This is a genomic window from Nesterenkonia sphaerica (assembly GCF_005771565.1).
Classification (GTDB): Bacteria; Actinomycetota; Actinomycetes; order Actinomycetales; family Micrococcaceae; genus Nesterenkonia; species Nesterenkonia sphaerica.
This window is the reverse complement of the sequence record NZ_VAWA01000007.1, coordinates 1-25,353: the sequence shown is the minus strand read 5'-3', so window position 1 is coordinate 25,353 and position 25,353 is coordinate 1. Positions and strand designations below refer to the sequence as shown.

Here is a 25,353-nt window from a genome sequence, read left to right as displayed (position 1 = left end):
TCCACGTAAGTGTGATACCAGTCACATTTGGACACCGTGTTCACGTGATTGTCATATTGGGGCGTTAGAGTTAGCGGTGTCTACTCCTGGACGACGAAGCCATCAGTGCACGTCAGGGTGTGCGCGAACAATGAGGTTCGTGCCGGGGCCGTGAGCGGCTCGCCCCGTCGGGCATGATGTCGGCGTCCTGTGTAGACGTGAAACGTCTGTCACCCAATGGAGGGAAACACAGTGAACACCGTTGCAATGGAGCCCGGTGAAAAGCTCAGGGGCAAGGCAGCACACGCCCCCACCAGCCATCAGAAACTCATCGAATTTGTCCACACAATCGCAGAGCTGACCCAGCCGGAGAACATCCACTGGGTGGATGGATCCGCTGCGGAGTACACCCGGCTGACCGATCAGCTCGTCGAGGCCGGCACCCTGACTCGGCTCACCAGCCCCGACTTCCCCAATTCTTTCGCCGCGTTCTCTGATCCGGCCGACGTCGCCCGTGTGGAGTCCCGGACCTTCATCTGCTCCGAGAACGAGCGCGATGCCGGCTTCACCAATAACTGGGTGGCCCCGGAGGAGATGCGGCAGACCCTCAGCGGAGTGTTCCAGGGAGCCATGCGTGGCCGGACGATGTACGTCATTCCCTTTGTCATGGGGCACCTGGAGGCGGACGATCCCAAGTTCGGCGTGGAGATCACCGATTCGGCTTATGTGGTCGCCTCAATGCGGATTATGGCGCGCATCGGCACCGATGTGCTGCGCAAGATGGAGGAGCTGGATGCTTTCTTCGTTCCCGCAGTGCACTCTGTCGGCGCCCCCCTGGAGCCCGGCCAAGCGGATGTGCCGTGGCCCTGCAACGAGAACAAGTACATCGTCCACTTCCCCGAAAGCCGGGAGATCTGGTCCTACGGCTCCGGCTACGGCGGAAATGCGCTGCTGGGCAAGAAATGCTTTGCGCTGCGGATCGCCTCAGTGATGGCCCGCGACGAAGGCTGGCTGGCTGAGCACATGCTGATCCTGAAACTCACCAGCCCCGAACAGAAGAGCTACTACGTCTCCGGGGCGTTCCCCTCCGCGTGCGGCAAGACCAACCTGGCGCTCATTGACCCCACACTTCAGGGGTGGAAGGCCGAAACGCTCGGTGATGACATCACCTGGATCCGCCCCGGCAAGGACGGAGAGTTCAGGGTCATGAACCCTGAAGCCGGCTACTTCGGCGTAGCGCCGGGGACCGGGTGGCACACCAACGCCAATGCCATGCGCGCCATCGCCAAAGGCAACTCCATCTTCACCAACTGCGCACTGACCGACGACGGCGGCGTGTGGTGGGAAGGGATGACGGAGGAGACCCCGGCTCACCTCATCGACTGGCAGGGCCAGGACTGGACCCCGGACTCGCCGGCTCCGGCGGCCCACCCCAACGCCCGGTTCTGCACTCCCATCGACCAGACTGACATGCTCGCCCCGGAGTACTTTGAACCCAACGGGGTCAAACTCGACGCCATTCTCTTCGGCGGACGGCGCAAGACCACGGTGCCGCTGGTGACCGAGGCCCGGAACTGGAACCACGGCATCTTCTTCGGAGCCACTCTGTCCTCAGAGACCACAGCCGCCGCTGAAGGCCAAGTGGGCACGGTGCGTCGGGACCCGATGGCGATGCTGCCCTTCATCGGGTACGACGCCGGTGACTACCTCAAGCACTGGGTGGAGGTCTCCGGTGCCGCCGCAGCGGAGAAGCTGCCGAAAATCTTCCTGGTCAATTGGTTCCGGCGCAACCGCGACGGCGGCTTCGCCTGGCCCGGGTTCGCCGAGAACACCCGCGTGCTGAAGTGGATCGTGGAGCGCCTGGAGGGCACCGGCGAGGCGATGGAAACCCCGATTGGCCACACGCCCACCCCGGAGGCTCTTGATCTGACCGGGCTGGAGGTCACCGACCAGGACATCGAGGACGCGCTCAAGGTCGACCCGGACGAGTGGCGGCAGGAGCTGGAGGACATCGACGCCTGGTTCGCGCACTTCGGTGAATCCCTGCCGGAGAGCATCCGCGCCGAGCTCGAGGAACTCCGCGGGCGGTTGAACGCCTAATCAGGACACCCTGAGAAGGGCTGAGTGGCATGCGAAATATGCCACTCAGCCCTTTTTTCGTGCAGTAAGGGCAACCTTGCCAATAATTTGATAACGTCTGTATGTGCAAATCAGACATCAGCCCGCTGCATTGCGTACAGAGTCGTTGTCCGTCTCCTACGGTGCCGCTCCCGTAGTCACGGATGCCACCGTGGAGCTGCTTCCCGGAGGCGTGACGGCCCTGATCGGCCCCAACGGCAGCGGCAAGTCCACCCTGCTGCGCGGTATCTGCCGGCTCGCCCACACCACCGGGACCGTCACACTCGATGGGGTCGACACCACGGCCCTGTCTCCCCGGGCATTCGCAAAGCGACTGACGGTGCTCGCTCAGCAGCGCCCCACCCCTGCGGGCCTGACCGTCACCGAGGTGGTCGAGCTGGGGCGGCACCCGCACCGCAAGGGGTTCTCCCGCGCTGATCACGCCAGCCAGCGTGCCGTGGAGCGAGCCATCACGCTGACCGGGCTGGATCAGCTGCAAGACCGGCCTGTGAGTGAACTCTCCGGAGGCCAGCTCCAACGTGTCTGGTTAGCCACCTGCTTGGCTCAGGACACTGATGTGCTGCTGCTTGACGAGCCCACCACGTTCTTGGACCTCAAACACCAGATGAGCCTGCTGGACCTGATCCGTGACCTGGCTGATCACCATGAGCTGACCATCGGTGTGGTGCTCCACGATCTGGAGCAGGCCGCCGATATCGCCGACCGTGTGGTGCTGGTTTCGGAAGGTCGGATTGCCGCCGTCGGAGCCCCTGCTGAGGTGATGACCGCGGACCGGCTCAGCGACGTTTTTGGGGTGCCCATTGAGGTCCATGCCCTGCCCAGCGGGGGTTTAGCCGTCCGGGCGCAACGCGCAGGCCGCCGGACCGCACACCAGGTCGAGGAATACGCCGAACCACTGCTGCTCTCCGCCTGAGTCCTCCGTACCCTGCGTTGCTGAGATTTCCCCAGCCCCCTACTGCCCAGCCCACTACTGCCGTGTCCCGAAAGGAACCCCGTCCAGAATGAACCTCGCCCTGACACTGAGGAGCACGGCCATCGCCGCCGGTGCCGCAGTATTCGCTCTCACCGCGTGCGGCACCACTGACGTTTCAGAGCCCGAGGCAGGTGATCCCACCGCCAATGCTGGACCCGTCACCGTGACCGATTCCCGAGGCGAAGAGATCACCTTAGATGCCCCGGCCGAACGGGTGGTGACCCTCGAATGGGCACAAACGGAGAATGTGGAGGTCCTAGGGGGAAACCATGTGGGTGCGGCAGACCTTGACGGTTTCCAGACCTGGACCAGCGCCGTCGACGTCGACGACGAGGTCACCGACGTCGGCATGCGCACCGAGCCGAGCCTGGAGTCCATCGGCCAGGCCGCCCCGGACCTGATCCTCGGCGACACCTCCTCGGTGCCCGAGGGGCTCTTGGAGGATCTGGAGGAGATTGCCCCTGTGGTGCTGCAAGAGGGTGCAGATGCCTCCGATCCGCTGGGGACCATGGAGGACAACTTCTACCTGACCGCAGAGCTTCTTGGCGCCCAGGCCCGCGCCGATGAGGTCTGGGCGGAGTTCGAAGCGACCCGGGACGCGGGGGAGGAAGCGATCGCCGAGGCCGATGTCGCGGGGACTCCCTTCGTGCTGGTCTACCCCACGGTGGAGGGCAATACCGCCACGTTCCGCATGCACGGGCCAGGTGCCCTCGCACAGACCCTCGGGGAGGAGATTGGCCTTGAATCCGCCTGGGCGGATGAGGGCGATGAGGCGTATGCGATCAGCCAATCAGATGTCGAGGGGCTGAGCTCCCTTCACGAGGACACCATTGTCTACTGGTGGACCTCCGAGGATGAGCCGGAGGACCCGCTGGAACCTCTGGAGGACAACTCCGCGTGGAACTCTCTCGATTTCGTGGAGAATGACGCCATGCACTCCATGGAGCGCATTTGGATCTACGGGGGACCAGCCTCTGCCGGACAGTGGATTGACTACCTGTCTGAGACGGCGATTGAGACTGCCGGCCAGCAGTGAGCAGACCCAGGACTGCTGCTGACCCAGACGTCCTTCCTCTGGGCGGCATCGCCAGTGAGAATCCCGCAGCGCCACCGCCGGTGAGAGCACGGTTCGTTGCCGGGGCAGTGTTGGCCATCGCAGCGGCGGCGCTGGCGGTGCTCTCCGCGGTCCACCTGACTCAGGGGACCTCGGCGGTTTCGCCCTGGGACCTCTTCGCAGCAGTCTTCACCTCGGGGGACCCTGAAACCTCGGACGGGCTGAGAGCCCTGGCGTGGGATTCGCGCCTGCCGCGCTTGGTGGGCGGACTCGTAGTGGGTGCGGCCCTCGGCGCGGCGGGCTGCGCACTGCAGGCCATGACTCGCAACCCACTGGCCTCCCCGGATACCCTCGCAGTCAATGCTGGTGCGCATTTGGCGCTGACCGCTGCAGCGGCATTCGGTGTCTCGCTGCCGGTGCTGAGCTCTGCGGCGCTGGCATTCCTCGGCGGAGGAGCCGCAGCCGGCGTGGTGCTCGCCTTAGCGGGATTCTCCGAACACGCCCCCATTCGTCTGGTGCTGGCTGGCACGGTGGTCGCTATGGGCCTGGCTTCAGTGACTGCGGCCCTGCTGATGCTCTACGCCCAGTCCACACAAGGGCTGTTTCTCTGGGGTGCCGGCACGCTCAATCTGTCCGGAATCTCCGGACTGCTGCCCCTGCTTCCGGTGGTGGCCGCAGCAGTGATCGGCCTGGTGTTGCTGGCACGCAGCACCGACGTGCTCTCCTTGGGGGGTGCGACCGCACAGTCCTTGGGAGTCAACGTCGCACTCTTACGGGCGGGACTGCTGCTCTGCGCAGTGGTCCTCTCCGCCGCAGCGGTGACGATGGTCGGCCCGCTGGGCTTCGTCGGGCTCTGCGCACCGGCCATCGTGCGGCTGGCTTCAGTGAAGATCATCCGCTTCGGTCGTTTTGCGTGGGCTCTGGCCGCCTCCGCGCTGGCGGGGGCGCTGATCGTCATCGGCTCGGATGTGACCCTCCGGGCGGTGGTGTTTGCTCTTGCCGGCCCCCATATGGCGGTGGGTATCCCCACCGGTGTGGTCACCTCCCTGGTCGGCGCCGTGTTTCTGGTGGTGCTTGCCCTGCGGGTGCGCAGCACTGGCAGCAGCCAGGAGATCTCCGCTCTGCCGCTTCCGCACCGGATCACACGCAGCCGCAGAGTCCTGCTCAGCCTGGCCGCAGCGGCACTGCTGATCGTCTTCGTCGCGGCGGGTCTGCTGCTGGGGGACTGGTGGCTGCGCCTGGGTGACATTCACCTGTGGCTCAACGGGCAGGCCGCCCGCGCCATCGAGATAACCCTGAACTTCCGCGCTCCCCGGGTAGCTGCCGCGGTGCTGGCCGGTGCGGTGCTGGCAATAGCGGGCGCACTGGTGCAGACGGTGACCCGCAACCCGCTGGCGGACCCGGGAATCCTCGGCGTCGCCGCCGCTGGGGGAGCGGGCGCCATGGTGGCGCTGATCCTGTTCAGCTCCTCGGCGTGGACCATGTCCGCCGGCGCCGCAGTGGGTGCGGCGCTCGCCGGGCTGGTGGTCTTCCTCCTGGCAGGCTCCCGCAACAGCTCCCCGGAGAGGGTCGTACTGGTGGGCATCGGCGTGATGACCGCCGCACAGGCGGTCTCCCAGCTGCTGATTTCCACCACGAGCCCGCATCGCCAAGCCATGGCCATCTCCTTCCTAGGCGGCTCAACATTTGGCGCCACCTGGTCCGATCTTGCTCCGATCCTGCTAGCCCTGGTGTTAGCGGTTCCGGTGGTGGTGCTGATACGCCGGGAGCTGGACATCATCAGCATCGACGACCTCACCCCCCGGGTGCTCGGCATACGGCTGCCGGGGGTGCGGGCGGCGGCGCTGACCACCGCGGTGCTGCTCTCAGCGGCGGCGGTCCTCGGTGTCGGCGTGATCAGCTTCGTAGGACTTGCGGCTCCGCATATGGCGCGGATGCTGGTCGGGCGCCGCCACCGATGGTTCCTTCCGGTCTCCGCGCTGCTGGGGGCTGGCCTGGTCTCGCTTTCGGACACGTTTGGGCGGACCGTGATCGCCCCTGATCAGCTGCCGGCGGGCTTAGTGGTCGCTGTGCTGGGCCCGCCGTATCTGTTATGGCTGCTCAAGCGCTCCACCGTGCGATCACCCCGGTGAAGGGAGTCACAGTGCGCGGTACCCTTAGGGGTTATGACACAAGAGTATGTGGTCCAAGCCAGTGACACTATCGATGCCCCTGCCGCACGCATCTTCGAGCTGCTGGCAGACCCCGCCAAACAGGCCCAGTGGGACGGAAACAACAACGTTGGCGAGGCCGAATCTGGCCAGCAGGTCAGCGCGGTGGGAGACGTGTTCACCGTCCGGCTGACCAACGACAAGGTGCGGGATAATCACGTTGTTGAATTCGCCCAAGACAGACTGATCGCTTGGAAACCTGCTAATGAAGGGCAGGCCCCTGCCGGGCACCTGTGGAGATGGCAGCTGGAGGAGCGCGGCGACGGCACCACAGTGGTCACCCACACCTATGACTGGTCAGAGCTGACGGACCAAGCGCGGCTGCCCAAAGCCCGCAGCATTGATGCCTCCTACCTGGCGGCCTCCATCGAGCGCCTCAAGGAGGTTGTCACCGGCCGGTGAGGCGGCCAACGTGACTTGAGGTACCTGACCGGACGATGGTCGCCCGGCCAGCTTCAGTGCTGTCGAATCAGGTGCAGGGCCTCATCGCGGACCGCCTGCATGGTCTGTGCGCTGTGAGCTTCACCGTTGAACCGCAGGAACGGCTCCGTATTGGACGGGCGCACATTGAACCACCATGTGCCATCACCGGCGCGGACGGTGAGCCCATCCATCCGGGAGAGCACCGCACCGTCGCGATCAAACTGCGCAGCCAGGCGTTCGATGGCCCCGGCCTTGTCCTCCACCTCAGAGTTGATCTCTCCCGAGGCCGCGTAGGGGTTGTACTCAGCGGCCAGCTCCTGGAGCCCCAGATCCTGCTCACCCAGGGCCGCCAGCACGTGCATCGCGGCCAACATGCCGGTGTCAGCGTTGAAGAAGTCCCGGAAGTAATAGTGCGCCGAGTGCTCACCGCCGAACACTGCTGACTCCTGGGCCATCACGGCTTTGATGAAGGAGTGCCCCACGCGGGTCTCCACCGCCCGCCCGCCAGCGCGCTCGACCACTTCGGGGACCGCCCGTGAGGTGATTAGGTTGTGAATCACCACCGGTTCTTCCTCTCCGCCAGCCCGGGCTCGGACGATCTCTCGGCGCGCCACGAGTGCGGTGATCGCCGAGGGGGAGACCGGTTCGCCGTGTTCATCGATGACGAAGCAGCGGTCGGCGTCGCCGTCGAAGGCCAGGCCGATATCCGCTCCGTGGTCCCGCACCGCACGCTGCAGGTCACGCAGGTTCTCCGGCTCCAGGGGGTTGGCGGGGTGGTTCGGGAACGTGCCGTCGAGCTCAAAGTACAGCGGAATGATCTCCAACGGCAGCTCCCCCAGGCGCTCGCCGCCGAGCACGGCCGGTGTAGTCATTCCCGCCATGCCGTTGCCTGCGTCGACGGCCACTTTCAGCGGGCGAATCCCGGACAGGTCCACCTGCGTGCGGAGGTACCCGGCGTAGTCGGTGAGGAGGTCTGCGGTGCTCAGCGAGCCGGCGGCGTCGTGCTGGGGGATCGCAGCGGAGTCCAGGTAGGCCTGAGCGGCGGCACGGATCTCCTCCAACCCGGTCTCCGCGCTCAGCGGAGCCGCCCCTGCCCGGGACATCTTCATCCCGTTGTACCCCGCCGGGTTGTGGCTGGCGGTGAAGACCACCCCGGGCGCGTTCACCGTCCCGGAGGCGTAGTAGAGCATATCGGTGGAGATCAGCCCGAGGTCAGTGACCTCGGCACCGCGCCGCATGGCGCCTTCGGCGAACGCGCGGGCAAACTCCGCGGAGGAGGGCCGCATGTCCCCGCCGACCAGGACCCGCTGCCCGGTGAGCTCCAGGACGTCGACGAACGCCGCCCCCACTGCGCGGACCGACTCAGCGGTGATGGTCTCGCCCACGATTCCGCGGACATCGTAGGCCTTGAAGGAATCCCTGAGGTCAATAGTCACAGGCATATCCTACGGCCGAAGGCTTCTGCGGCCCGAGCAGCACCGTGCAGCGCAGGCGGGAGGGTCTGACCAGGGACTGATGCATTGCGTACACTGGATTCTATGGAGATCCTTATGCTCTTAGTCCTCGGGCTGGTGGTCTTCCTGTTCGTGCGGACCATGATGCAGCGCCAGGCGCAGAAGATGAGCAACCGCATTCAGCAGGAAATCACCCCTGAGACCGCTCGCCAGGCCGCGCTGGCGCTCAACGACGACCAGCACAAGGCGGTGTATCAGGCGATCGCCGCCGAAGACGCCAAGCGCGCCATGATGGTCTTCAAGCAGGCCACCGGTGCCTCGGTGCAGGACTGCGTGGTGGCGGTGCAGGCGCTGTACCGGTTCCCCCAGCCGAGCGCCTCAGAGATCCGTTTCCAGGACGGCTTCAACCTCAATGAGGACGGCTCCGGGGAAGAGGGTGTCCGTGAGGAGTATCTGGAGGACGCTATTGATGAGGTCCGGGACGACGCCGCCCCCGCCCCAGAGTCTGAGGAGGCACCACTGGCGGAGGCGGACCCCAACACTGGCGAGATTGTCGGCGAGAATTCCTCCAACGTGCCCAACATTCCCGGGGGAGAGCGGCCCGCGGCCGAGGGCGATGACGAAGAGATCGACGCCCGTGCCCGCGAACTGATGGAAGCTTCCGGGTTTGACCCGGACCAGGAGCTGACCATCCCGGAGGATTGGGCGGCCGGGGATGAGCAGGCCGGCTTCCACCTGGAGGTCCAGCGCGGGGATGAGAAGATCACCCTGTCTCACGAGGACCTGGAGCCGTGGGTCCACGATCAGCTCTATGCACTGCTGCGGGATGACCATGTGGACCAGGCAGCCGACCTACTCGCAGCGAATTCGCCGCTGACCACCGAAGAGGCCCACCGCTTCCTGGTGGTCTTCAAGAATCAGGGCTGATGACTGCGTTACAGCTCACAGCAGTGCTCCTGGTGGGCGTGACCGTCATGCTGCTGGTGTTCCTGGGCTCAATTATGGTCAACAACCGGAAGAACGCCGCACGCCGAGCCCAGCGGAACGATCCGCCCCAAAACTGACATTCCTCCGCTCTCGCAGCGCCGCATGCGCCCCTGCGCCGTGCCAAGCTCTGCCCCCCGCGCTGCGCCCAGCCCCGCCCCGCCCCTGAAGTCAGGGGAGCCTCGTGCTGCGCGCATGCTTTAGGTCGTCTTCGCGTTGAGAGCGGTGAGCAGCTCACCCACCCGGTGATGCCGCTCCAGCGGGTGCCGCAGGGGCAGCTCCGGGTGGACCACATACCGGTTCCGGCGCCCGTCACGTTCCCGGTCCAAGTACCCCTCCGCAATCAGATCTGCCAGGATGCGCTGTGCTGCGCGTTCGGTGATGCCCACCTGCTGAGCGATTTCGCGGACCAGCATGCCGGGGTCCCGGGCCACGCAGATGAGCACATGGGCATGGTTGGTCAGGAAGGTCCAGTCGGTCATACTTCAGCATAGCCGATATATGACATTCGATGCATGAAACAAATGTCGTGTATCCTTGCTCCTTGGTGGGGCTGCCGCTGGCCTCGCACCTGCGAACACCACTTCTGGGAAGGACTCACCGGCATCATGGATCCCGTCATACTTTTCTTCGTGCTGGGCATCACGGCCGGACTGCTGCGTTCGGAGCTTCGGCTGCCTGCGGCGGTCTACGAGTTTGTCACCATCGTGCTGTTGCTGGCCATCGGGCTCAAGGGCGGCATCGAGCTGGCGAAGCAGCCTCTCGGCCAGCTGCTTCCGCAGATGGTGGCGGTGGTGGCGCTGGGCTTCGTCCTGGCACTGCTGGCCTTTCCGATCCTGCGGAAACTGGGACGCCTGCAGCGTGCGGACGCGGCGTCCATCGCCGCCCACTACGGTTCGGTCAGCGTCGGCACCTACGCCGTGGCAGTGGCCTACCTGGGCAGCCGCCAGGTCTCCTTCGAAGAGCACATGCCGCTGCTGCTGGTGCTCATGGAGGTCCCGGCGATCATCGTCGGCATCATTCTGGCCAGAGGCGTCTCACGCTCCACCCGGTGGGGTTCGGTGGTGCACGAGGTGTTCCTCGGAAAAGGCATTGTGCTGCTGCTGGGCGGACTGTTCATTGGGTGGGCCGCCGGGCCGGTCGGTGTGGAGCCCCTGGAGCCGCTGTTCATGGACCTGTTCAAAGGGATTCTGGCCCTGTTCCTGCTTGAAATGGGACTCATCACTGCCGCTCAGCTGACCGGCCTGCGCCGTTACGGGGTGTTCCTGGTGGGTTTCGGCATCGCCATGCCGCTGTTCTCGTCTGTCTTGGGTATCGCAACAGCATGGATGCTGGGTCTCTCCCTTGGGGGTACCGTCATCTTGGCCACACTGGCGGCCAGCGCTTCCTATATCGCAGTGCCAGCGGCCATGCGCATCTCGGTCCCAGAGGCCAACCCCACCTTGTCACTAGCAGCCGCCCTGGGAGTGACCTTCCCCTTCAACGTCCTGATCGGCATCCCCATCTACCACGCCATGGCCGCCTGGGCACTAGGCTGAACAAGGAGGCAACTGATGAACTCGTACCCCAAGAAACTGTTGACCATTGTCACTGAGGCTGCCCTGGAATCAACGCTGATTCGGGAGATCGACCGCAGCGGCGCGCACGGCTACACCGTCACCGATGCCCGCGGTAAAGGTGATCATGGGGTCCGCGACGCCGGCTGGCCGGCCAGTGCCAACATCCGGGTGGAGGTGGTCTGCGATGCCGAGACCGCCCGGTCCCTGGCCGCGCTGCTGCATGATCGGTACTACCAGGACTACGCCATGATCCTTTTCATCGCCGATGTGGAAGTTCTGCGGCCCGAGAAATTCTGACGCTGTTGCTGTCCGGGACATGCCGCCATGGGGAGCGCTAATAACCTCTCTGCGTTCCAACACATCGTGTCCCACCGACGGCGACCGAGGCGAGCGACGCGGTAACCAGAATGTGACTCTAAGCCTCTGCGAATCGCTTGGAGCGCCTGCGGCACGGAGTCTGCAGAGTTGGAAGCGCTGTTCTGAGGACACGGTAGCGATTGTGGCCTGCTGATGGGCGGTGGCGTCAGTCGGCGATGCTGTCCTTCAAATTTATGGAAGCAGGCCATCATGGCTGATTGCAGGACGGTCACCTCCTTGTTGCTGGAATCCCGTTCGTACTGGCAGATCGCGGAGATCCCGGGAGGTTCCCGGCGGCATGTGGCCCGGGGCCGAGGTGTGGTCGGTGCTCACGGAATCACCGGGGCAGGTGGCGGGGATGGCCGTCCCGGTCCTAGAGGGAACTGCATTGAAGCAACGTGAACTTGGCAAGGTTGCTCACTTCATTCTTGGGAGGGGGATCGTCTGTAAGTGCTGGGCTACACGAAGGGCAAACTGCGGGGCCTTTGCTTCGCGTAACCGGCCAGGGAGATCGACTTCCTGATGTTTCTTCATAAAGTACTCAAGCTGCTTCGAGATGACCTCTCGAACAATTTCGGAGGCGGAGTCATCTAGGAGAATGAAGAACTCATCCGGAGTGTAGATCTCATAGGGCAACTCGTCGGCGTTACGATTTTCGGGCAAGAGATCCTCGCGGTTGGAAGTCAGAATTATCGTAGCGCCTCGAGCTACAGCGGCAGAGTGAAGATGCGCATCGAACTGGTCGCTGCCCAAGAAATTTGGGTCAATCTCGTAATCTTCAATTTTCCCGCCCTCAAAGGCCTCCTCGATACCACGCCGGATCTGTGTGAGCTGGCCTCCCGAGAGGCTAGGGTACTTACGTCGCACTTTGTATATAGTCTCGGACATGATGTCCTCGGTCCAGCAACCCTTAAAGGTCTCCCCGATGGAGCTGGATTGAAGAAGGCAAACCCAATCTCGCAATGTTCGAGAAAAGAACACGCTGGCGTCAACGAGAACGATCTGAGGACCTGGCATCTCCTCAGAGTATCGATAGCTCTCTTACCGACAACTAAATGCCGAGCTCATCTTCAAAGTCGCGGAGCTTATCAAGCGCTTGACGCTGGCGGTCTCGGCGAGCTCGCCGAGCTGAAATGACGTCCTCAGTATGGAGTCGTGTATGAGAGCCCACTTTGTGAGCTTTAATCTCTCCGCTTTTGATCAGTTTCATCAAAGTTGGACGCGAAATGCCCAAGATTTGTGCCGCTCCAGTAGTGGTCAACTCAGGAGGCAGTGACCCTACAGTGACAGTACGGCCTTCGGCGAGTACACGTACTATCTGGCAAATTATGCGCGAGAGCCCTGGCGGCAGCTGCGTAGCCCCGCCGTGCGACTCGAGACTCATGCGTGTTTCGTCAGTAAAAGCGCCAACCAACTCACGTGCTTGATTCATTTCTTCCTGAGAGGCGAGGACCTGCTCACTGTTAGTACGCAGAATCGTGTTCATGGCTTCATTCCTTCATTCGGTCGCACATGCAACCCATGGTTACATATGCAACAGTATTGCATTTCAGATACAAGTGCAACCCTGGCCATGCTGGGGGAGAAGGCCGGAGAGGAGATCCTACGGCTTACTCAGATGAACCCATCCGGCGCAAGGCTGAAACGGGTTCATAAGTGGCTCATCAGCGCCTCACAAGCCGCCCGAGAGTTTAGCGATGATAATCGACTGTCTGGAGGAGCATGGGGCCGATACTTCAGCTCAGCAGTGCAGGTCTTCGGTCAACAGTGCCAGGTGCAGGGTATGGATGACCTCATCGGTGAGCTCATGACCGATGAGGCGCTCCACCCGGCGCAGCCGCGCGTACAGCGTGGGTCTGCTGATCCCCAGGTGGGCGGCGACTTCCGACTTGCTTTGGGTGGGGGAGGCCACGGCTCGGATCACCGCACGCAGTTCTTCGGCGTCGGGTCCGGCAAGCGGTCCCAGCTGCGCTGAGACGAACCAGTTGATGGCACCCGGATCCTCCACGCGTGCCAATAGCCCGAGCACTCCCAGATCGGCAGCCCGCCAGAAGCCCCGCTCAGCAGCTGCCGCTCCCCAGCCGGCGAAGCGCTCCGCCCGGGGCAGGATTCGCTCCAGGCTGTGCAGCACCTGCTGCGCGGAGTCCAGCTCAGTAATCGCCCTCAGCATTGAGGCACTCGGCTCACCGGCGGCGACCTCGAAAGTCGGAACTACTCCTGAGCTTCGACTCTTCGCTACTGCGCGGCCCAACGCCCGGCAGAAGTCTGTTTCTGATCTGTACGGCTCTCGCGTGTCCAACGCCAGCACGATCCCGATGTCGCTGTCGGAAGATTGGCCCACAAGCGCTCTGGTATGGGTCTCGGAGGCCGCAGTGCGGACGGCGTTGACGGTGACGTGCTTGGTGCGGGTCCGTCCGGCGGGACCCAGGCGAGCGGCCGAACCGCGGCGAGCTGTAGTACGCAGCCGCAGCATAAGGGAGCGGTACTCTGCGGCACCAGCCAATCCTAGCGGTTGCGCCCGCTGGTTCACCTGCTCCGCCGAGGACAGGTGTCCACTGAGCACCTCTTGGATCAGCTGAGTTGAGACCTCGAACAATGGGTCAGCGGACTCTCGGTCAGACTCGTCAGCAAGATGCCGGGCCATCAGCAGCTGGTGAACGTCTTCAGTGATATCGACAAATCGCACCTGTTCGGTGAACAGCACAATCGGCAGCGGGTCTGCTCCACCGGAATAGCGCTCTAGGGCGACGGCGTGCAGAGCTTCGCGCAGCCTTGGCCGGTCCGCCAGGACTTCGACTGCCAGTGCTGAGACGGGCACGGAGTCCAGCTCGGCCAAGAAGATGCCCAAGGGCTCCTCGAGATCTTCGGTGTCCTCGGTGAATCGCGACAGCGTCGAGAACACAAACTCTTTGCCCTGCAGCAGGGCGGCAGGCCGTGGGTCATCAATGGTGTGCACCCAGCGCACCGGGGAGGTCAGTGCCGCCCGCGGGGTGAGCAGCTGCCACTCGGCCTCTTGGAATGAACGCAGCGCCAACACATCGGAGACCCGTACATGTCCCGCCTCGCCAGTGTCGCTCATAGCTTTACAGTATGGAAGAAATTGCTGGGAGATACGAACATCTTGTCACTGTGACCGCACTCATAGCGGGTTGATGATGGAGGGATGACGAACACACCGCACTTGATCAATGGCCAAGAGGTCATGCCCGCTGATGCCCAGACTGCAGCGGTGGAGAACCCCGCCACCGGAGAAGTGGTCAGCCAGGTGCCGCTGGCCTCCTCCGCAGAAGTCGACCAGGCTGTCAACGCTGCGAAAGAAGCTTTCGCCTCCTGGCGCTCTGTCTCCCTGTCCCGCCGCGTCCAGATTCTGTTTCGCTACCGGGAGCTGCTCAATGCTCGGAAGGATGAGCTGGCAGCCATCATCACCCGCGAACACGGCAAAGTGCACTCCGATGCCCTCGGCGAGGTGACCCGAGGCCTCGAGGTCGTGGAATTCGCGTGCAATGCCCCGCATCTGCTCAAAGGCTCTGCCACGCAGAACGCCTCGACTGGTGTGGATGTCCGCTCTGGCCGCCACCCGTTGGGGCCGGTGGCGATCATTACTCCGTTCAACTTCCCAGCCATGGTGCCCATGTGGTTCACCCCGATCGCGGTGGCCACAGGGAATACCGTGGTCATCAAGCCCAGCGAGAAGGATCCCAGCGCCGTCAACTGGCAGGCTCAGCTGTGGAAGGAGGCAGGTCTGCCTGACGGTGTGGTCAACGTGCTGCACGGAGGCAAGGAAGCGGTCAATGGTCTGTTGACCCATCCTGACATTGAGGCGATCTCCTTCGTGGGGTCCACCCCGGTGGCCCAGCACGTTTACGAGACCGGCACCGCTTCCGGCAAGCGCGTCCAAGCCCTGGGTGGAGCCAAGAACCACATGGTGGTGCTCCCGGATGCCAACCTGGACCAGGCCGCAGACAGTGCAGTCTCGGCAGGCTACGGCTCGGCCGGAGAGCGCTGCATGGCCATCTCGGTGGTGGTCGCGGTGGGGAATATCGCCGATGAGCTGGTGGAGAAAATCGCAGAGCGCACTCGCGGCCTGACTATGCAGGGCGATAATCCCGACCTGGGTCCGCTGATCTCCCGTGACCACCGGGACAAAGTCCGCGGCTACGTCGACGGCGCCGAGGCAGAAGGTGCCAAACTGGTCGTGGATGGGCGCAGCTGGTCTGAGGCTGACCAACCGGAGGCCGCCTTCCTCGGTCCGACCCTGTTGGATGAGGTGACCTCTCAGATGGCTGCCTACCGGGATGAGATCTTCGGGCCTGTGCTCTCGGTGGTTCGCGCAGAGAACTATGACCAGGCGCTGGAGCTGATCAACAGCAACCCCTATGGAAACGGCACCGCCATCTTCACTCGCGACGGCGCCGCAGCCCGCCACTTCGAGATGGAGGTCCAGGTCGGCATGATCGGGATCAATGTGCCGATTCCAGTCCCCATGGCCTACTACTCCTTCGGCGGATGGAAGCACTCGCTGTTCGGAGACTCTCATGCTCACGGCACTGAAGGGGTCAACTTCTTCACCCGCGGCAAGGTGGTCACCTCCCGGTGGGGCGACCCCGCCGAGGGCGGACTGGAACTGGGCTTCCCCCAGAACGACTGAGCACCCCTCCCCACCGCTACGAACGTTGCAGAAACGAGGCACAATGAACACCATGGCCACCGCGCAGACCTCGGAGGGGCGCCTTACCGAATCCCAAATGGAGGCCGGCCGCCGGGCCTATGAGTTGGACCGCCAGCACGTATTCCACTCCTGGAGCGCGCAGGAGCAGATCGATCCCATGACGGTGGTGGACGCCGAAGGCTCCTGGATGTGGGACAGCCAGGGCAGGAAGATCCTTGACCTGGCGTCCCAGCTGATCTTCACCAATTTGGGTCACAAGCACCCCAAAGTGGTGTCGGCGATCCAGGAGCAGGCCGAAGCGCTGTGCACCATCGCGCCCCAGCACGCCAACGGTGCGCGTTCTGAGGCGGCCCGGCTGATCACTGAACGGCTGGCCGATGACCTCAACCACGTCTTCTTCACCAACGGCGGTGCCGACGCCAATGAGCATGCGGTGCGCATGGCCCGGCTGCACACCGGCCGGCACAAGGTGCTCTCTGCCTACCGGGCGTACCACGGTGGTACGCACCTGGCGATCAACCTCACCGGTGATCCCAGGCGGTTCGCCTCAGACCGGGCCAGCGACGGCGTCGTGCATTTCTTCCCGGCATATACGTACCGCTCCCACTTCGGCTCGGAGACCGAGGAGCAGGAGGCCGAGCGTGCACTGAACCACCTGCGTGATGTGATGATGCTGGAAGGCAGGGATCAGGTAGCAGCCATTGTGCTGGAGGCGATTCCCGGCACCGCCGGGATATACGTACCACCTCCGGGCTACATGGAGGGCGTGCGGAAGCTCTGCGATGAGCATGGCATCGTGATGATCCTGGACGAGGTCATGGCCGGCTTCGGCCGGGCAGGGAAGTGGTTCGCGCACCACCACTTCAATGTGGAGCCGGACATTGTCACCTTCGCCAAGGGTGTGAACTCCGGGTATGTGCCGATGGGCGGGGTGGTGATGGATGATGCCATCTACGCCACATTTGCTCACCGGGCTTATCCTGGCGGGCTCACTTACTCCGGACACCCGCTGGCGGCAGCCGCTGCAGTGGCCGCCATCGAAGCCATGGAGACGGAAGGCGTGCTAGAACACGTCCAACGGCTGAGTGAGGAAGTGTTCGCCCCCCGCCTGGCGCAGATCAAGGAGAAGCACCCCAGCGTCGGGGATGTTCGCGGGGTCGGGGCGTTCTGGGCCATTGAGCTGGTGACCGACCGTGAGACTAAAGAGCCGCTGGCACCCTATGGCCAAACTGCCTCCGTCATGAACGCGATCATGGCTCAATGCCGGAGCAACGGTGCGGTGCCGTTTATGAACATGAACCGTCTGCACATCTGCCCTCCGCTCAATATCACCCCAGATGACCTGAACTTCGGCCTGGATGTGATCGACGACGCACTCAGCCTCGCTGACGCATTCGTATAAAGGACGTGAGGTATTCCGAAGAACTCGCGACCCAGTATAAGAATCGTTCTGAAAGCCATAGAGGGACACTCAGCACCGACGGGGTGGAAACGGAAACCAATTCAGTCCGAAAAGCTCCTAGAGCAGGATGGAACGGATCATGCAGCACATAGATTCAAGTGACGAGCTACCTATCGGTCCCGTGGACGGTCAAGCTTCTCCTCGGTTCGCAGGATTGACAACTTTCGCGCGGCTCCCCAGGCGGGACCAGGCACCTCGCCACGACGTGGCCGTAGTAGGTGTCCCATTCGACTCGGGTGTGACTTTTCGTCCCGGGGCACGCTTTGGCCCTGGAGCGATTCGTGAAGCTTCTCGGTTATTGCGGCCGTACAACCCGGCAGGCGACGTGTCTCCCTTCGCCAGTATGCAGGTGGTGGACGCCGGTGATATCGATTGCACACCCTTCGACATATCGAAAGCGCTCGAACAAATTCAGGCTGGTGTAGGAGACCTGATCCGTGACAACCGCCGGGTTCTGTTACTAGGCGGTGACCACACCATCGCCCTAGGTGCTCTTCGTGCCATCTATGAGGCGCATGGTCCCGTGGCTTTGGTGCATTTTGATGCTCACCTAGACACCTGGGGGCCATACATGGACACCCCGGTCACGCATGGGACTCCTTTTCGCAATGCCATCGAAGAGGGTCTTCTCATCAAAGAGCACTCGGCACATGTTGGCATCCGAGGCCCCCTGTACGGTCCCGAAGATTTGGCCGATGATGAGAACCTGGGTTTCTCCATTGTGCACGCTAGAGAATTCCACACCGAAAAATTTCTCGACATTATGCAACGTGTGAGGCGCAGAGTCGGCGACGCACCCGTATATATTTCAATCGACATAGATGTTCTTGACCCCGCGCACGCTCCTGGTACAGGCACGCCGGAAGCGGGCGGTCTGACTAGCCGCGAACTGCTCGAGCTGTTGCGTGGGCTCAAAGGAATCAACCTCGTCGGAGCAGATGTAGTTGAGGTCTCTCCACCGTACGACCACGCGGCAGTGACCTCAGTGGCGGCCTCGCATTGCGCCTACGATCTGATCAGCCTCATGGCCCATGTTCACAATCAAGACTGACGCGAGCTAAGACGCACCGGAAAGGCAAGAATGTCTGTCGATCTCTTGATCATCGTCCTCTATCTCGTAGTTATGCTTGCTGCTGGGTATTGGGGCTATCGGCGCTCGCGAAATAACGACGACTACCTCGTGGCAGGACGACGCTTGGGACCGATGTTTTACATGGGCACCTTGGCTGCGGTGGTACTGGGCGGTGCCTCCACTGTAGGGGGAGTGAGTCTCGGCTATCAGTACGGGATATCGGGGATGTGGCTCGTTTTTTGGCTCGGGGTAGGCATCATAGCCCTGAGTGTCTTGTTCTCAGGGGTGCTCACCCGGCTCAAGGTCTATTCATTGCCTGAAATGTTGGAACGTCGTTACGGAACCGCCGCTAGCCGCGCGATCAGCGGGGTGGTGATGGTTGGCTATGACCTCATGGTGGCGGTGACGTCCATCCTTGCGATCGGCACCGTGGTCAACGTAATGATTGGGGTCCCCCAAATTCCCGCGATTCTCATTGGAGGGGCCGTTGTTGTCATTTACAGCGTGCTTGGGGGTATGTGGTCAATATCTCTAACAGATATCTTGCAGTTCGGTATCATGACAGTCGGGATCTTCTTGATCCTACTTCCTGTTGCGTTGCATAGTGCGGGTGGATGGTCCGGCCTGCAGAATTCTCTGCCCGAGAGCTTCTTTGATCCTGTCGCCATCGGTGGCGACACGATCTTTACCTACTTCCTTATTTATTTCTTCGGAATAATCATCGGACAAGATATTTGGCAGCGTGTCTTCACCGCGCGATCGCCCAAGGTGGCAAGATTCGCCGGGCTCGGGGCAGGCCTCTACTGCATGGCCTACGCAGTGGTGGGAGCAATCATCGGGATGACGGCGGCAACGCTTTACCCGAATCTCGAGATTGCGGACAATGCCTTCGCTGTCGTGGCGGAGGGAGTCCTGCCCATCGGCCTAAGTGGACTCGTTCTGGCCGCTGCGCTCGCTGCCGTGATGTCGACAGCCAGCGCCACCCTCTTGGCATCTGCCACGATTCTGGCTAACGATGTCTGGGGGAGGTTAGTCCAGGGCAAGGAACGCGTTGAAACCATGAAAGAAAGTCGCATATGGGTATTGGCTGCGGGTGTAGTTGTAATACTCATATCCCTGGTGGTCCGTGATGTTGTAGGTGCGCTGACTGTCGCATACAACCTCCTGGTCGGTGGCCTGCTCGTGCCAGTTATTGGCGCATTGGTTTGGCGCAGAGCGACCCCACACGGTGCTTTTGCGGCGATGATTCTCGGGAGTGTGACCGTCATACTCTTTATGTTCGTCGCCGGGCTCATGGCGAATGAACCCATCTACTATGGGTTGGCAATCAGTGCCGTCTCCTTCATTGCCGTAAGCCTTCTCGGGCCGAAATCCGATGAGGACACGCTTCTGGAGCAAAGTCGGCACCGCGTTTAGCGCCCTAAGGGACGGCGGTCCGAACAGACTGCAGCATATAGAAAAGCACTGGCAATGTCGGGGAACGGTGACAAGGCAGGCTCGGGCTGGACGTGATGCCCCAAATCTAATTGCGGTGGGGGACGTACTCTGGATAAATGGGCTCTTCGGACTTCAGGTGGGGAGGTGTCCGTCGAGGCCTCCGCCGATGAGCAGCATTCTGAGCCGGTAGTTCTCTCGGTTGCGGAAGCCTCGGGCGACGCGGCGGGCGAGTTCGATGAGCCCATTGATCGCTTCAGTACCACCGTTATTGGCACGGCCTGTGGTGAAGTAGGCCAGGAACGCTTGGCGCCAGCGGCGCAGGGTCCGCCCCAGCCTGGCGATCTCCGGTACAGGGCAGCTGTGGAAGGAGTCGAGGACCTTCAGCGCAATCCGCCGACCAGCCTTCAGGTCGTGGTGCTGGTAGGCGGCCCGCAGCTCTTGGGCGCACTGGTAGGCCAGAAACACTTCCTCATGCCGCGGGTCGGCGGTGATGACCCGCTCTAAGCGTCGAGACTGGTTGGGTGTGAGGTTCTCTGCCCCGGATTGCAACACTCGGCGGATCCCATAGAGCGGGTCGCCCTTGCGGCCGCGGTGACCCAGGGTGTCTTGCTGGACGCGGCGACGGACCTCATCAACCGCGGCAGTGCCCAGGCGCACCACGTGGAAAGCATCGAGCACGGCGGTGGCGTCTTCTAACTGTTCATCGATGGCGTTCTTGTACCCAGCAAAGGGATCCAGCGGAGCGACTTCGATCCCGCGCCTGAACTGGTCACTACGGTCTGCTAACCACCCTGCGTAGGCCTTTCCGGTGCGGCCTGGCACCAGGTCCAGCAACCGTGCCTGCACCGCACCCTTGGCGTTGCGGGTGAGGTCCACCATGCCGGTCAGCGCCTTCGGTCCCCGCCGGGCGGGGTTGACGTGATGCCAAATATGTTCGTCGACCCCGAGGGTCTTGACCCCGGTGAAGCGTCGCTCATCAGCGGCAGCTTGTTCCAGCAGGGGCCGGATCGCTTTCCACGCAGTGTGCCAGTCGACCCCGAGTTGGCGGGCCAGGCCCTGGAGTGAGAGGTTCTCCCTACGCATCTGCCGAACACCCCAGGCGATACAGCGCCGGGTCAGCAGCGCCCTGGGCGCTGCGACCGTGGGGTTCTGCTCAGTGAACACACCCCTGAGGCAGTCAACGTCTTGGCAGCGCCACCGTCGCTTACGCCAGACCAACCGGGCCGGTGTCGCATAGACCGGAGCGTCAATCAGCTCCACTTCCCGGCGGCCGGCACTGACCGCGATGACTCCGCAGTCGGGGCAACCGGTGAGGGTCTTGGCTGATTCAACCCACACGACCAGCGCCGCCTTCCTGCTCGGCCGGTCCACAGCAGTGACGTGCAGGCCCTCAAGATCAGCGAAGAGGTCACAGTCGTGGCAGTAGCTGATCTTGCCTGTTGGGCAAGCAGGGACAAGGCGCGTATTCTCGAACATCGGGGTCGGGGTCCTTCTGAGACGTGTTGGCTTGGTCGCTACACATCATCGAGGCCCCGGCCCCACTTTCATGCCCTACTCAAGATCCTCCGCGAGTCGCCAGCCCCACCCCAAGTCCGAAGAGCCTCTTAAGGAGAGCAACGCTGCTCCCTACGGGAAGCCCCTCTTCAGAACAACAACCCTCTACCCACGGGAAGCGTCTCTTCAGAACGAGTAACGCGCTATACCTTGAGAACGACTACCCACTGCCTAAGGGAAGCTTCTCTTCAGAACAAAGACCCCCTTCTACCTTAAGAACGACAATCTACTCCCTACGGGAATTGCTCCTTAAGAGGCTCATCGCAGATGAGGGTGTAGCAAGGGTCTGAATCCTCCGGTGTCGAGCAGGGCTCGGGTGATGTAGTTGGTGAGGTTCCGGAACCCTAGGGCGGTGCCGCGGAGGTGTTCGAGCCGGCCGTTTATCGCCTCGGTTGGACCGTTGGATGTGCCCGGCCTGTCGAAGTAGGCCAGGATGTCAGCAGCTCGTCGGTTCAGAGTCCGGCCCAGCTTCTTTAACTCGACCAGCTTCACGGGAATCCCGCGACGCAGGGAGCGGATGACCTCGGTGAGTATCTGCTTGCCCATGGGCTTCGACGGGCACCGGTAGGCGGCGACGATCTTCTGATAGATCCGCCAGCTCGCCTCAACTTCCACGTGCTCATCGGCGGCGAATACCGCGGTCAGCTTGCGGTCCTGAGGATCGGTGAGCAGATCCGCCCCGGTGCGCAACGTTCTACGTGCCCCGTAGAGGGGATCACCTGATCGCCCGCGGTGCCCGGTGGTCTCACGCTGAACCCGCTGGCGGGCTTGATCCAAGGCGTCCCCGGCTAAGGCAACGACGTGGAAGGGATCCATCACCGCTACCGCTTCGGGGAGCTCTTCGCTGGTGGCGGTCTTAAACCCGGAGAACCCGTCCATGGCCACCACCTCAATGCCTTCTCGGAAGCCCTGGGTCTGGGCGTCCAACCAGGTCTTGAACACGGCCTTGGACCGACCCGGGACCATGTCCAGCAGCCGGGCAGGCCCGATCCCGGCGCGGACCGGGGTCAGGTCGATGACCACAGTGACGTAGTGCGACCCCTTGCCGGTGTGGCGCCAGCAGTGCTCATCAACCCCGATGACTTTCACCCCGTCGAACCGGGTGGGGTCCTCAATCAACAGCTGCCGGCCGGCGGTGAGCACCGCGTCGTTGACGGTGTGCCACGAAGCAGCCAGGGCGGCCGCAACCCGAGCGATGGACATCCTGTCGATGACCACTGATTTCAGCGCCCACAGCACCGCATGCCTGCTCAGCTTCGCCCGCGGGGCCGCAGCCTGGGATGTATCTTGCCGCCAGACCCTGGCACAGTCGGCGCACCGATACCGGCGGACCCGGACCCAGAGAGCGGTGGGCCGCCACCCCAGTGGTAGGTGCGCCAACTTCCGTATCACTGTGCCTCTGGGCACGCCTTGGCCGCCGCAGCCCCGGCACCACGGATCATCCTCAGCGACTCGGCATTCCAGGATCGCCCGGTCACGACGGATCAGCTGGCCGGTGACGACGAGCCCGAGCGCATCGAGCAGGCAGAAACTGTTGAGGTCAGGACAGGTGAAAGTAGGCTTGAGCACGTCGAGGTCTTTCGAGTGGAAGGCGTAGGAACCTCCATCATCGGAAGGCCTCGACTCTTATCCAGCCACCGCCACGCCGCTGCTCCCCGTCCCTGCCTCTACACCCTCAAATACGAAGAGCCATCAAACCCGGCAAGCGCTCACTGACTACGCGGTGCCTTTTGGGCCAGCTGCACACGTCACGCTCACTCGACTGGGGAGAGTTTTTAGATTTCCGCATAGTGAACTGTTGTACGTGATGCCGCCGCTACTGCCGAGGCTGGATGCGACGTGACTCTCTATGTCGAAGATCTACCAAAGGCTCCATTGCCAAGTTGAGTGACATTCACTCGTCAACGCCTCGCCTGTATCGTCGCACCACTCGACTTGCTCAAGACCGAGGAAGAACACGACGACGGCCACGAGCAGTAAGGCGATGGAGACACGTATGGTGACCTGTTTTCTCGTCATTGGTCAACCATAGGCAGAGGCGCAGCTCTACGGGCCGCACAAAGCCCTGAACCCACTGTGATCACCGCGTCCGAGCTGGTGCCAAACCATCGAACGGTTGTTATTGATCAGGCAATGCACCACGGATAAACGCCTGCGTGACCAAGAACGGTACCAGCAGCAGGTGGAGGAATACTCCCAGCACTGGGATCAGTCCGACTCCAATGTTTCCATCTTCACTGTTGAGCACCAGCACCTCGCCGACGACGGTTAGCAGAGACGCCGCAAGAACCACAAACAGCGTTATACGGCGTAGCCAAACCCTCTTCACAGTACCGGTTGTGGCCCACACTGTCGTGAACAGGGCAACGATCGATAGTCCGATCACAACGATGCTTAGGAACGGTGGCTGCGAGCCTCTGAAGAGGCCGAAGAAGTCCCAGGCCGTGACGAAGACACTGAGGTTTACCAGGCCAGCCAGTCCAAAGTAGATCGCGCTACCACGAGTTGGTTCCATGGGTCACTTCCCGTTCCATCGCCACGTCGTGTAGACGACTGCTGAATAATAGGCACCTGTTGTGACGAAGCAAGAGGCCTTGCCTCCTGTTTGATTCAACTTGTAGAAGCCGTGCCGGCAGTTTTGCTGGAGATTTGCTCTGAACTGCAGATCCCCCTGGTAGCGCTGTGTTTGTTTCGATGAAAGGGAGATCTTCTTCTTGGCGATGTTGGCAATCATCATGTCGTGTCGTGCACAGGGGCCCCGGAAGTCGGCCACCCCTGAAAGAGTCGCCCAGTAGTTTCGAGCCGGCGAAGTGCAATAGTCGTGACGTGCCGGAGGCGTACAGCTGTTGGGGCAATACCGATAACTACTGGGTATGGTTACTTTTCTGGGGCGGCTGCTCGACGCCGGGACTGCAGTAATGCTCGCGGCAGACTGAGCCTGGAAGTGGGCATCAACGGTGCTAAAGGTTCCGTGGAGCAGTGATGACTGTATCTCGGTGTGATCGGCCTCCTCTTCATTATCGGTATACCCGTTTGCCTCGGCCTCTTCGTTGAGCTGCTGTTCTTCTGCTGCCAGTTCCTCGGCGGTCAAACCTGGGCCCTCGTCCTCGGCGATCATCCAAGCCAACGTTTCTTCGGCGGCGTCCAGCAGCTCAGGTGCCCCTGACTCTGCCAGATAGATCGTGAAGATCAGCGGATAGGCAAGATCCTCCGAGATCGGGGAGGTCAGAAGAATCTGCTCAGGATCTGCGCTGATCTCAACTGGCAGAAAATCACCGTTGTCATCGATCACCGTGGAGGACAAATCAACCGCACCGGTTGCGCAGGCCAAAGACGCTTCCGCTGTAGAGGGAGCGCAGCCGTCAGGGATCGGAAACACCGCAGTCGCGATGTCGACAACGTCACCTTCACTTAGTAAAGGGGCTTCGAGCACTCGCGGTTCATAGACAGTCAGTACCGGGAAGACCGGGTCGGCATCGAGTAACTCGAGGGCTTCGCCGACCTCGTGTGCCTCAACTTCGGGAGCTACTTCCTCATTTTCTAGCAAAACCTCTCCGTCAGTGACTTCTGCCGCATTTTGTGATGAATCAGCTATTGGAGTTTGTGCGGCCGGTGATCCATCGATTGAAGGGCCAACAATGAGACCAATAGCAAGCATGGCCGTCAGGCCTGTAGGAAGTGACGCCATATTATGTTTTCGCTTTCCACCCAGAGGGACGAGGTGGACGATTGTTCCCCTCACGCAGATCGTAAGCTTGTTTTCGGCTTTTGCATAGCTAATGTTCAGTCACAGTTCGATTGCCGCCACCAGTCCGAGACTTTGATGCACCAGGATCTACTCACCCGCAGCGCGCTGTTATCCGATCCGTACTGGAAAAGGCCTCCCTTGACTGAGGGGACACTGTCTTTCCGAATCCGCAAGAGTCCTTCAGCCCTCGCCAACCCGGTATCACATCAGCTTCATCTAACCCGAATCCACCAGTGGATTCAGGTTTAGTGGCTCTTCGTATTTGAGGGTGTAGAGGCA

General features: G+C 62.2%; 22 protein-coding genes. 13 read left to right on the top strand and 9 right to left on the bottom strand.

Going from position 1 to position 25,353, the window contains the following annotated elements; all coding sequences use genetic code 11:
• Positions 1-246: 246 nt before the first annotated feature.
• The 5 genes from FEF27_RS06820 (at position 247) to FEF27_RS06800 (ending at position 6,757) form a co-directional block, all read left to right on the top strand.
• Positions 247-2,079, top strand: a complete 1,833-nt coding sequence (locus FEF27_RS06820) for a phosphoenolpyruvate carboxykinase (GTP) (RefSeq protein ID WP_138170217.1) — start codon at positions 247-249, stop codon at positions 2,077-2,079.
• Positions 2,080-2,224: 145 nt separating this feature from the next.
• Positions 2,225-3,031, top strand: a complete 807-nt coding sequence (locus tag FEF27_RS06815) for an ABC transporter ATP-binding protein (RefSeq protein WP_138170216.1) — start codon at positions 2,225-2,227, stop codon at positions 3,029-3,031.
• An 88-nt stretch (positions 3,032-3,119) separates the two neighbouring features.
• Positions 3,120-4,127 carry an ABC transporter substrate-binding protein gene (locus tag FEF27_RS06810; RefSeq protein WP_138170104.1) on the top strand — a complete coding sequence of 336 codons (1,008 nt, stop codon included), beginning with the start codon at positions 3,120-3,122 and terminating at the stop codon, positions 4,125-4,127.
• Positions 4,124-6,277 carry an iron ABC transporter permease gene (locus FEF27_RS06805; RefSeq protein WP_243729132.1) on the top strand — a complete coding sequence of 718 codons (2,154 nt, stop codon included), beginning with the start codon at positions 4,124-4,126 and terminating at the stop codon, positions 6,275-6,277. Before FEF27_RS06810 ends, FEF27_RS06805 begins: the two co-directional genes overlap by 4 nt.
• A 33-nt stretch (positions 6,278-6,310) precedes the next feature.
• Positions 6,311-6,757: an SRPBCC family protein gene (locus FEF27_RS06800; RefSeq protein ID WP_138170103.1), complete on the top strand. Its 447-nt coding sequence runs from the start codon at positions 6,311-6,313 to the stop codon at positions 6,755-6,757.
• Positions 6,758-6,810: 53 nt separating this feature from the next.
• Here FEF27_RS06800 and FEF27_RS06795 read toward each other — a convergent pair whose 3' ends face one another.
• The gene (locus FEF27_RS06795) at positions 6,811-8,220 is read right to left on the bottom strand and encodes a phosphomannomutase/phosphoglucomutase (RefSeq protein WP_138170102.1); all 1,410 of its coding nucleotides are present in this window, start codon (positions 8,218-8,220) and stop codon (positions 6,811-6,813) included.
• 96 nt (positions 8,221-8,316) lie between these two features.
• On the opposite strand from FEF27_RS06795, the gene FEF27_RS06790 reads away from it, so the two are divergent.
• A complete protein-coding gene (locus FEF27_RS06790) occupies positions 8,317-9,159 on the top strand; it encodes a hypothetical protein (RefSeq protein WP_138170101.1) in 843 nt (280 codons plus the stop codon).
• Positions 9,159-9,296: a hypothetical protein gene (locus tag FEF27_RS13330; RefSeq protein ID WP_166429941.1), complete on the top strand. Its 138-nt coding sequence runs from the start codon at positions 9,159-9,161 to the stop codon at positions 9,294-9,296. Before FEF27_RS06790 ends, FEF27_RS13330 begins: the two co-directional genes overlap by 1 nt.
• Before the next feature lie 120 nt (positions 9,297-9,416).
• Here the strand turns inward: FEF27_RS13330 and FEF27_RS06785 are convergent, their stop codons facing one another.
• Entirely contained in the window at positions 9,417-9,698 is a 282-nt protein-coding gene (locus tag FEF27_RS06785) for a helix-turn-helix transcriptional regulator (RefSeq protein WP_138170100.1), read from the bottom strand.
• 126 nt (positions 9,699-9,824) lie between these two features.
• On the opposite strand from FEF27_RS06785, the gene FEF27_RS06780 reads away from it, so the two are divergent.
• Together FEF27_RS06780 and FEF27_RS06775 are read left to right on the top strand one after the other, a co-directional pair.
• Positions 9,825-10,754, top strand: a complete 930-nt coding sequence (locus tag FEF27_RS06780; protein ID WP_166429940.1) for a sodium-dependent bicarbonate transport family permease — start codon at positions 9,825-9,827, stop codon at positions 10,752-10,754.
• Between the two features lie 15 nt (positions 10,755-10,769).
• On the top strand, positions 10,770-11,072 hold the full coding sequence (locus FEF27_RS06775) for a P-II family nitrogen regulator (RefSeq protein ID WP_138170099.1): 303 nt from the start codon (positions 10,770-10,772) through the stop codon (positions 11,070-11,072).
• Positions 11,073-11,549: 477 nt separating this feature from the next.
• Here the strand turns inward: FEF27_RS06775 and FEF27_RS06770 are convergent, their stop codons facing one another.
• From FEF27_RS06770 to FEF27_RS06760, 3 genes are all read right to left on the bottom strand, one after another.
• Positions 11,550-12,149: a PIN domain-containing protein gene (locus FEF27_RS06770; RefSeq protein ID WP_341805703.1), complete on the bottom strand. Its 600-nt coding sequence runs from the start codon at positions 12,147-12,149 to the stop codon at positions 11,550-11,552.
• A gap of 34 nt (positions 12,150-12,183) precedes the next feature.
• Complete coding sequence (locus tag FEF27_RS13850; protein WP_138170097.1) at positions 12,184-12,618, bottom strand: helix-turn-helix domain-containing protein; 435 nt, start codon at positions 12,616-12,618, stop codon at positions 12,184-12,186.
• A 255-nt stretch (positions 12,619-12,873) separates the two neighbouring features.
• Positions 12,874-14,211: a PucR family transcriptional regulator gene (locus FEF27_RS06760; protein WP_138170096.1), complete on the bottom strand. Its 1,338-nt coding sequence runs from the start codon at positions 14,209-14,211 to the stop codon at positions 12,874-12,876.
• Between the two features lie 84 nt (positions 14,212-14,295).
• Between FEF27_RS06760 and FEF27_RS06755 the strand changes: the two genes are divergently transcribed.
• The 4 genes from FEF27_RS06755 to FEF27_RS06740 all read left to right on the top strand — a co-directional run bounded on the left by FEF27_RS06755 (position 14,296) and on the right by FEF27_RS06740 (position 19,751).
• On the top strand, positions 14,296-15,780 hold the full coding sequence (locus tag FEF27_RS06755; RefSeq protein ID WP_138170095.1) for a CoA-acylating methylmalonate-semialdehyde dehydrogenase: 1,485 nt from the start codon (positions 14,296-14,298) through the stop codon (positions 15,778-15,780).
• Positions 15,781-15,832: 52 nt separating this feature from the next.
• Positions 15,833-17,203 carry an aspartate aminotransferase family protein gene (locus FEF27_RS06750; RefSeq protein WP_138170094.1) on the top strand — a complete coding sequence of 457 codons (1,371 nt, stop codon included), beginning with the start codon at positions 15,833-15,835 and terminating at the stop codon, positions 17,201-17,203.
• Positions 17,204-17,330: 127 nt separating this feature from the next.
• Positions 17,331-18,314: an agmatinase gene (gene speB, locus FEF27_RS06745; protein WP_481850142.1), complete on the top strand. Its 984-nt coding sequence runs from the start codon at positions 17,331-17,333 to the stop codon at positions 18,312-18,314.
• 30 nt (positions 18,315-18,344) lie between these two features.
• The gene (locus FEF27_RS06740; protein WP_138170092.1) at positions 18,345-19,751 is read left to right on the top strand and encodes a sodium:solute symporter family protein; all 1,407 of its coding nucleotides are present in this window, start codon (positions 18,345-18,347) and stop codon (positions 19,749-19,751) included.
• 153 nt (positions 19,752-19,904) lie between these two features.
• Here the strand turns inward: FEF27_RS06740 and FEF27_RS06735 are convergent, their stop codons facing one another.
• From FEF27_RS06735 to FEF27_RS06720, 4 genes are all read right to left on the bottom strand, one after another.
• Complete coding sequence (locus FEF27_RS06735) at positions 19,905-21,248, bottom strand: ISL3 family transposase (protein WP_243729130.1); 1,344 nt, start codon at positions 21,246-21,248, stop codon at positions 19,905-19,907.
• A 336-nt stretch (positions 21,249-21,584) separates the two neighbouring features.
• Entirely contained in the window at positions 21,585-22,895 is a 1,311-nt protein-coding gene (locus FEF27_RS06730) for an ISL3 family transposase (protein WP_138170091.1), read from the bottom strand.
• A 550-nt stretch (positions 22,896-23,445) separates the two neighbouring features.
• Positions 23,446-23,841, bottom strand: coding sequence for a hypothetical protein (locus FEF27_RS06725; RefSeq protein WP_138170090.1), 396 nt, complete (start codon positions 23,839-23,841; stop codon positions 23,446-23,448).
• Between the two features lie 3 nt (positions 23,842-23,844).
• Positions 23,845-25,014, bottom strand: coding sequence for a hypothetical protein (locus FEF27_RS06720; RefSeq protein ID WP_138170089.1), 1,170 nt, complete (start codon positions 25,012-25,014; stop codon positions 23,845-23,847).
• Positions 25,015-25,353: the final 339 nt, after the last annotated feature.